Source organism: Arthrobacter sp. CG_A4, assembly GCF_035985125.1.
Lineage (GTDB): Bacteria > Actinomycetota > Actinomycetes > Actinomycetales > Micrococcaceae > Arthrobacter.
In genome coordinates this window covers 1-7,335 of sequence record NZ_JAXCID010000074.1, presented here as the reverse complement: position 1 = coordinate 7,335, position 7,335 = coordinate 1, and the positions used below count along the sequence as shown (strand labels likewise).

Sequence of the window (7,335 nt, the reverse complement as noted above, 5' to 3'; positions counted from 1 at the left end):
GAAATTGCGCAGAGCGGTTCCTGGCCGGTACCGGGTCATCGAAACCAGCGGTACCACCTGACCGGACTGCCCGTACCATCAGCCCGTACTCGCCACTAAGCGCTCTGTCCTCTTCACAGTGAATATAGGTGCTCTCGGTGGTTTGCCAGGCGATGCGGCTGGGTACACCGCGACCGTGACCGGGTTGTTGAGGTACGAGGAGCGAGGTGGCCCATGCACTGTCGGCGGCGGAGCAATGTGCGTACAAAACCTCGCGAGCCCGTTCCGGCTGAACGCTGGTAGACCCGTCGTCGTTATGCCGGATGGCGTCGTTGACCAGTGCTGTGGGACCACCCAGAAGGGCGCCACTTTCACCGGCTGCCGGAACGAACGCCGCAACGTACATGAGGTGCCGGACCCGTTCCAGGCCAGTGATGACAGATCCACCATATGAATGGCCAAGGACGATTGGCGGTGCCAAACATCCATCGACCGTCTCCTGGACTACTGCAGTGTCCGCAGCCAGTGAACCCCTATGCAGACGAGGAACATGGACATTGGCGCCGAGGCGGCGCAGATCGTCTGCCAACTGGTCGAAGTGGGCCGGCTGGTGCCACAAGCCATGGACGAGCACCACTTCAGTCTGCTGATTCATTCAGCCAGCCTACGTTTAGAGACGCAACTTGCGGTGAGAACGAGGGCGCAAGAGCCGGCAGTACAACTGACAGGCCAAAATGTTGCGCCCGTAAGCCGATCCCTCACCGTACGCCGTCGCATCTCAGGGACGGACCATCCTGATTTCTGGCAGCTCGCTCCAGTCAGGCTGCAACAGCTTGCGCGCCCCATCCGGACTGAACCCTGACTTTTGGTAGAAGGCTCTGGCACGCGGATTGTCCTCAAGCACCCAGAGGTAAGCCGGAGTATCGCCGATGGCGGCTTCTATAAGTTGGGCGCCAAGACCCGAACCGTGGGTCCGGCTCAGGGTATAAATCCTATATAGCTCCGGGATGCCCGCCATATCGGGGTCTCTTCCCGGGCCCGCGTCTGCCACTCCCACTACTGCTCCGGCCTCATCATGGGCCACGAGCCGGGGGTCTTTGCTATCCAAGAACGGCCTACGCTGATTCACACGTTCCGTAATACTGTTTCGACGGCTGGCAAAGAATTGCGATGGAAGCAAGTGTCCGTAGCATTCCTCGTGGGCAGCCGTGTGCATCCTGACTATGGCTTCGGCGTCAGCGGGCGTAGCCTGGCGAATCCTGTAGGGCATTCGTTCAGACTAACGAATGAGCCGCGGATAACGTCACGCTTGCTATGAGGACGCCAACCGCCAGAGCACCCGTAAACCGATCCCCTTGCGGGCTGCGAGGGGACAAATAGCGCTGCGAAAAGACCGCCATTTATTGCTGCGAGTCACACGGTCAAATCGCAGCTTAAAGTGGCGGTTTCGCGGCTCCGTTTGAGGAACGGTGAACGGACAGTCCCCTGTCAGGTTACCGGGCAGTGGCGATTTGCGTTGCCTGTTCGAGCAGGTCGGCGGTGGTCACGACTATGGCGAACTCTTCGTGTAGGTTCACCCCTGTCATCCGTGACAAGTCAGCCGCGGTGACGTTCTCGCCGTCCGGAGCGGTGCGGTCGAAGGTGTGGGTGGCATCCATCGGGAAATACACCCGGTAGCCGAGGTTGCCCCCGACTCGGGCGGTGGTCTCGCAACAGTGATTGGTGGTGATTCCGCACACGACCAGTTCATCGATGCCGTTTTCCTGCAGCCAGGCGTGCAGGTCGGGGGTGCCGTGGAAGCTGGAGTTGACGGTCTTGCGCACCAAGAGATCCGGGGAGCCGGTGATGATGTCCTTGAACGCGTTGCCGGGGTTGTCCGGATGCAGGGGTGATGAGGGTGCCGTGGAGTCATGGCGAACGAAAACGATGGGGCGGCTCGTTTCTCGCCAGCGCGTCAGCAGGGCGGCGATGTTCGCCTCGCAGGAGGGGTTATCGCGCGGACCCCAGTAGGCGGCGTCATCGAAGCCCTTTTGGGCGTCGACGATCACCAGGGCGGCGCGGGGATCAAAGGTTTGGTTTCGCACGGGGCTCATGGATGTTCCTGTCGGGATGTCCGGATATTGGTGAGGGCCTGGCTCAATCGGCCGGGCGCCGGGGCCTGGTGGTCTCTCAGCACCGGGGAGCATCATCCACCCGCAGGATCGTGAGATCTTCGACGGCGCTGACGACGACCCCACGCCCGGGTGTGGTGACCGCGAAGACGGTCCCCGGCTCGAGGGCGTACCGGGCGTTTCCCCCGGGAAAGGAGGCCCAGCCACGGCCCCCGATGCAGTAAAGGGAAGTTCCCTCCTCTGCTGCCAGCAGCCGATCGCCTTCGGTTTTGGATAGGCAAAGCTCGTGTATCGCGTAGCCGAACTGATGATCCTCAGAAATGACCTCACCGGCGCCGGAAGCGTTACGGTCAGCCGTTGTTGCGTGGAACACTGAAATTCTCCTCTTTGTTGGAGTGAGAAGCCGGCGCGGCACTCCGGCCACCGATCCTTTGTGTTGCGTGCTGTCCTGATCCTGAGGCGGCGAGGACTGCCCGGGCGTCGTTAGCCCGCCGCAGCTTCTTCAAGGGTGTTTGAATCCTGGGCGGGTGCTGCGTGTCTGGATGTCTTCCAGTTCCTGAAACAACGTGACCTGCAAACCCTCAGGTCCGGTCAGCCTGGAGTTCAATGACTTCCATGGAGTTTCGCGTGGCTCGGCGATGAGGGAGGCACCGCCGGCGACCAGGTCCTTGGTCGCCGTGGCGGAGTCATCTACCTCGAAGGCGATCCGCATCTTTGCGCTCCGCTTGCCGTCGGCTTCGACGGCGTCAACCATTCGGATCTGGGCTGGGTTGGACAGTTCCAGTGTGGCGCGGCCCGCGTCGAGGATGGTGACTCTGGCATCGCCGTCACCTTCGAATGCGGCCTGTTCGGTGAGCCCGAGGACATCGCGATAGAACCTCACGGCAGCCTCGTAGTCTTCGACTTCGACGATCAGGCGCAGCTGGCGCACGGAAGGTTTGGTTCTGTTGTCTGTTGTCATGCTCGTACCCTAGGTCCTGACACTAATGTGAGAGGCAAGGCGAAGATGCGTATCGGTGAACTTTCGGCCGCGACGGGGGTGAGTGTCCGCTCACTGCGGTACTACGAGGAGCAGGGCCTGTTGAGCGCGGACCGCACCTCATCCGGGCAACGGGCCTTCGGCCCGGACGCGCCCGCCCGCGTTGACCTCATTCAGGATCTTTTCGGGGCGGGCATTTGCAGCGCAACGATGGTTGATCTATTGCCGTGCATGAGTGATCCCGGGGCGAGGACGCCTAAGTTGCGGAGCCGCTTGCTCGAAGAACGGGACAGGATCTCAAAAACGATCGCTAATCTCACGGCGACCCAGGCTGCCCTTGACCGGATCATCAGCGAGAATAATCCCAACGAAGGCAGATTGCCAGGATTAGAACTCAGGGCTGATTGAGCTCGGACAGGCAACGCGTTCGCCCGTAGCTGGAGTTGTACCGAGGACGGAAATGACCCCGGTTTTGTTGACTCCTTCACCTAAGGCGCTGGGTGACCGGGCAGCGCCCGGTAAAGGATCGGCTTGCGGGCGATCCGCGTGCAGCTGAGCAGCCCGTTGGCTGTGTTTCATTGCGCGCAGCGATCTTGCCCGCCCGTAGAGTTGGGCACCGGCCTGTAGCAGACACTCGCCCCAAGGAGACTCATGCCAGACAGATCTCGCGTCGAACGACTAGAAGTAAGCGTCGGAGGGCTTTCCCGACGTCAGCTGATGAACAGCCTGGCTTCGCGTGGCATCCTGGTCAACGGTCACGCGGAAACCCTGATCGAGGACGTCATCCTCGACGACCAGGCCCCTCGTCCCGTGGTGGTAACAGAGCGTACGGTCGCCGAACTAGGGCTTCCCAGTGGGGCGACCCTTACCCAGATCTTCGAGGTTGCACAGCAACAGGGCTTGTCGCTGTGCCCGGTGGATACTGCGCCCTATTTGCGCATGGCTCTGAACGAGCAGGTCGCATCTCGCGACTCGGTGATGTCTTCGGGGACAGCACCCGATGGCGGCCTCACAGTGGCCGCCGAAGCGCTTAGCAAGGACCACGAGTATCCGAAAGGCTTCTATCTTCGCGTCGTAGACGGTCAAGCGTGGCTGCGCGGCTACCGATGCGACGACGAGCACACGTGGTCCCCCGACGATCGGTTCATCTTTCAGCTTCCGCCGCCGCCCGCTTGAACTCCGCAGGCGCCGGCACGGTGGCGCCGGCTTACGGCTGCGCTCGAATCGACGGAGCAGCGCTTCCCTATTTAACGCACCATCCGACACTCGACCCGGGGACGACGGCGTCCTGTTAAAGGATCCCTGGCTCCACGTCTGCGTGCCCCGAGGGTGCCGTCGATGGTTCGGGCTACTTGTTGGACCAACGGAGTGGGTTGCAACAATGGGGAATGCCTTCGCACACCTTTCCGATCAGGCGGGTAGCCGAAGACCCTGCCCACCAACTCGACCGCCATCGGTGGCCGGGCATCCTGGCCCCTGTTGCGCAGGTTCTGGACCGCGGACTCGACCTGACTTCGGCGACTATCTTCGTTGGCGAAAACGGGTCGGGTAAATCCACTCTCGTGGAAGCTATCGCACTGGCCTATGGCTTATCCCCGGAAGGCGGATCTACAGGTGCCCGGCACAGCACCCGATCTACCGAATCCGTTCTCGCCGATCACCTTCAGCTCGTCCGAAACGCCGGCGCCACACGACGGGGCTATTTCCTGCGCGCGGAAACCATGCACGGCTTTTTCACCTATCTGGAGAAGAACCCGAGCACATCGGGTCCGGACATCTCATTCCACGACATGTCACACGGAGAATCGTTCTTGGAACTGGCGGTGGATCGTTTCCGGGGACGCGGACTATGGGTTCTCGACGAACCGGAGTCGGCGCTCTCCTTCGCGGGATGCCTCAGCCTCCTCGCGGTCCTGAAAGATCTCCTTGCCGAAGGCTCCTCCCAGGTCATCATGTCCACCCACTCCCCGGTCCTCGCAGCTCTCCCTGGTGCGCAGATTCTCGAAGTCGGCCCGTGGGGACTCCGGCAGCGGACTTGGTCCGACCTCGACCTGATTTCCAACTGGCGATCGTTCTTGGACTCGCCTGAGAGATACCTGCGTCATCTGTAGGGAACGCCCGGTAAAGGATCGCTTATCGGGACGCTTCGAAGAGAATGAGCTCAGACAGACCGCCGTCCGCGGTCGCTCCGCGAGTCTCCGGGAATCGGGCGACCGGCCGGAAGTTGAGAGTCTCGTGCATCCTGATGGATGCCGTGTTGTGTTCGTTTGTGAAGTAGTAAGCGATCGGGTATCGAGAAGGTCTCGAGGCGTCGTGGCCTGTCGGTATCCGGCGCTACTCGGGGCTCAGCGTCATGCTGAGTTCGTGGCCTCTTCCTCCGCGAGCGTCCCAACGAGTTCGGCGATCTTCACGACGATGTCCTCTATAGGCTCCTCCGCCGTGCTGAATCCACCACGGGACGCGAGCGTGGGGCTGACCTGGTCAAGCTCCTCGAACGTCACACCATGCATGACCGGTACCAGGAGGTTCCGGCGCAGCAGAGCGCACACAGCGATCCCCACTTGGTGGCAGGCGACGCTGCGATCATGGCGTGGTACGACGATGGTGTTCTGGACCGTGACGATGCGCTTGCCATTGCCAAGCATCTTGACCAGCCACGCAGGGCATATGGCGTATCGGTACAGATCAAGGACATGCAGTGGGACGCGGCCACGAAGGAGCGCGTCCACGTTGGTTACAAGGACGCCAGCGTGTGGCACTGTTCGCTGAGTCTGCGCGCTGAAGAGGGCGCGCTGACGGATCAGCAGTGGGGCGATATCGCCAATGACTTCGTGGACTCCATGGGCTTCACCGAAGCCAGCGGAAAGGCCCGCTGCCGGTGGGTTGCGGTCAACCACGGCACGAGTGAGAATGGCAACCACCACGTTCACCTGGCCGTCTCCCTGGTCCGCGAGGACGGCACCAAAGCTTCCACGCACGGTGACTACAAGAAGGCGCAGGAATCGTGCCGTGAGCTGGAGGTCAAGTACGGGCTGGAACAGCTCTCCACCGTGCACTCCACCCGTGGCTACGACCAGGCGGAGAAGGCCACAGCTGTTCGGGACGAGCGGGAAATGCACCGCTCTTCTTTGGCTCGAAAAGTCCGTGCCAGCGCCAGCGCATCGGCTACCGAAGGTGAGTTCGTCCGGCGCGCCCGGGACACCGGCATGCTGGTCCGACCGCGCTATGCGAAGAACACCACTGACGTCATTGTCGGGTACTCCGTAGCGGAGCGGCCCAAGCTGGGGGAACGTCCCATCTGGTTCGGCGGCGGTTCCCTCGCGTCCGACCTGAAACTCGGTGCTTTGCGTGAAGAGTGGATGGACTCACCGCATCTCGCGACCGAAGCTGCAGCAGAGTGGAACGCAGCGGCCCGGAACAGGCGCACCGTGTCCAAGACCGGGCCTGAGAACGGAACACCGCCGGCAGAGATGTGGGTGGAGTACACCCGCAACGCGACCGCACTGGTCGAACAGCTACGGGCACTGCCGCGGGACGATCATGCAACCTGGGCGAAAGCAGCGAGGGAAGTGTCGGGAGCGTTCGCGGCATGGTCTCACCGTCTCGAGCCCACCCCCGGCCCGTTGGCGGCCACTGCCGCCGAGCTGTCCCGCACCGCGCAGCTGCGCGCACCACGGGAGCACAGTAAGCCCGTGGCCCTGCCGTCGATTGCCGGGACTGCCATGTTGTTCATGGCTGCCTCCAGTAAGAACAAGACGGCTGCCCAGTCGGCGCTCATGCTGCAGCTGGAGAGCGACTGCGCACCCCGCACGCAATCACTTGTGGCTTAGTCAGGCCACCAGCAACGCGACTGATATTCTGCATCAGCCCATGTCAGCGTCAGATGTGGATACAAGAAAAAGGTGCCAGCATTGGGGGAAGTCGTGACGGAAATCGACAAAAGCAAGAGCGGGAACGTGTGGCCGGCTTGGAAAAAGGGCGCAACACTAGTGCAGCTTGCGTTGGCTCTCTTTGGAACCTTTGGTCTGGCCATCCTGTTTTTGAACTGGGCGGTGTGCGCACGTCAAGTTTTTGAGACAGTTTCGTAGTTGATTTCGGTTACGCGGCCGCGGCCGCGGCCGCGGGTTCGTGGTCGCGGGCTTGGTGGTCTGCGAGGGCTGTTGCCGGGGGTATGCCGCCGGCCCTGCGGTTGGGCCTGCGGCGGTTGTACCAGGCTTCGATGTATTCCATGACGGCGGTCCTGGCGGCAAGCCGGCTGGCGAAGGT

Annotated in this window: 10 protein-coding genes and 2 pseudogenes; 5 read left to right on the top strand and 7 right to left on the bottom strand. The window is 62.0% G+C overall.

The window, feature by feature from the left end:
* The 5 genes and pseudogenes from RCH07_RS18685 to RCH07_RS18665 form a co-directional block, all read right to left on the bottom strand.
* A partial coding sequence (locus tag RCH07_RS18685; RefSeq protein ID WP_326968990.1) for an alpha/beta hydrolase occupies positions 1-634 on the bottom strand: 634 nt, incomplete at its 3' end.
* A gap of 123 nt (positions 635-757) precedes the next feature.
* Positions 758-1,195 carry a GNAT family N-acetyltransferase gene (locus RCH07_RS18680; RefSeq protein WP_326968991.1) on the bottom strand — a complete coding sequence of 146 codons (438 nt, stop codon included), beginning with the start codon at positions 1,193-1,195 and terminating at the stop codon, positions 758-760.
* Positions 1,196-1,529: 334 nt separating this feature from the next.
* A pseudogene (locus RCH07_RS18675) lies at positions 1,530-2,072 on the bottom strand (cysteine hydrolase family protein); the annotation flags it as partial.
* A gap of 76 nt (positions 2,073-2,148) precedes the next feature.
* Positions 2,149-2,463, bottom strand: a complete 315-nt coding sequence (locus RCH07_RS18670) for a hypothetical protein (RefSeq protein WP_326968988.1) — start codon at positions 2,461-2,463, stop codon at positions 2,149-2,151.
* A gap of 129 nt (positions 2,464-2,592) precedes the next feature.
* Positions 2,593-3,051, bottom strand: a complete 459-nt coding sequence (locus tag RCH07_RS18665) for a VOC family protein (protein ID WP_326968987.1) — start codon at positions 3,049-3,051, stop codon at positions 2,593-2,595.
* Positions 3,052-3,096: 45 nt separating this feature from the next.
* On the opposite strand from RCH07_RS18665, the gene RCH07_RS18660 reads away from it, so the two are divergent.
* The 3 genes from RCH07_RS18660 to RCH07_RS18650 all read left to right on the top strand — a co-directional run bounded on the left by RCH07_RS18660 (position 3,097) and on the right by RCH07_RS18650 (position 5,180).
* Positions 3,097-3,477 carry a MerR family transcriptional regulator gene (locus tag RCH07_RS18660; protein WP_326968986.1) on the top strand — a complete coding sequence of 127 codons (381 nt, stop codon included), beginning with the start codon at positions 3,097-3,099 and terminating at the stop codon, positions 3,475-3,477.
* Positions 3,478-3,786: 309 nt separating this feature from the next.
* Complete coding sequence (locus RCH07_RS18655; protein ID WP_326968985.1) at positions 3,787-4,245, top strand: hypothetical protein; 459 nt, start codon at positions 3,787-3,789, stop codon at positions 4,243-4,245.
* Positions 4,246-4,457: 212 nt separating this feature from the next.
* Positions 4,458-5,180 carry an AAA family ATPase gene (locus tag RCH07_RS18650; protein ID WP_326968984.1) on the top strand — a complete coding sequence of 241 codons (723 nt, stop codon included), beginning with the start codon at positions 4,458-4,460 and terminating at the stop codon, positions 5,178-5,180.
* A gap of 240 nt (positions 5,181-5,420) precedes the next feature.
* Here RCH07_RS18650 and RCH07_RS18645 read toward each other — a convergent pair whose 3' ends face one another.
* Complete coding sequence (locus tag RCH07_RS18645; RefSeq protein WP_326968983.1) at positions 5,421-5,618, bottom strand: hypothetical protein; 198 nt, start codon at positions 5,616-5,618, stop codon at positions 5,421-5,423.
* Positions 5,619-5,633: 15 nt separating this feature from the next.
* On the opposite strand from RCH07_RS18645, the gene RCH07_RS18640 reads away from it, so the two are divergent.
* Both RCH07_RS18640 and RCH07_RS18635 read left to right on the top strand, forming a co-directional pair.
* Positions 5,634-6,899: a relaxase/mobilization nuclease domain-containing protein gene (locus RCH07_RS18640; RefSeq protein WP_326968982.1), complete on the top strand. Its 1,266-nt coding sequence runs from the start codon at positions 5,634-5,636 to the stop codon at positions 6,897-6,899.
* A gap of 93 nt (positions 6,900-6,992) precedes the next feature.
* Positions 6,993-7,157: a hypothetical protein gene (locus RCH07_RS18635; RefSeq protein WP_326968981.1), complete on the top strand. Its 165-nt coding sequence runs from the start codon at positions 6,993-6,995 to the stop codon at positions 7,155-7,157.
* Positions 7,158-7,167: 10 nt separating this feature from the next.
* Here the strand turns inward: RCH07_RS18635 and RCH07_RS18630 are convergent.
* Positions 7,168-7,335 (bottom strand): annotated as a pseudogene (locus tag RCH07_RS18630) (IS3 family transposase); the annotation flags it as partial.

Coding starts and splice junctions, on each gene's coding strand:
- RCH07_RS18655 (WP_326968985.1), top strand. CDS start 3,787: ATGAACAGCCTGGCTTCGCGTGGCATCCTGGTCAACGGTCACGCGGAA.
- RCH07_RS18680 (WP_326968991.1), bottom strand. CDS start 1,195: ATGCACACGGCTGCCCACGAGGAATGCTACGGACACTTGCTTCCATCG.
- RCH07_RS18665 (WP_326968987.1), bottom strand. CDS start 3,051: ATGACAACAGACAACAGAACCAAACCTTCCGTGCGCCAGCTGCGCCTG.
- RCH07_RS18650 (WP_326968984.1), top strand. CDS start 4,458: ATGCCTTCGCACACCTTTCCGATCAGGCGGGTAGCCGAAGACCCTGCC.
- RCH07_RS18660 (WP_326968986.1), top strand. CDS start 3,097: ATGCGTATCGGTGAACTTTCGGCCGCGACGGGGGTGAGTGTCCGCTCA.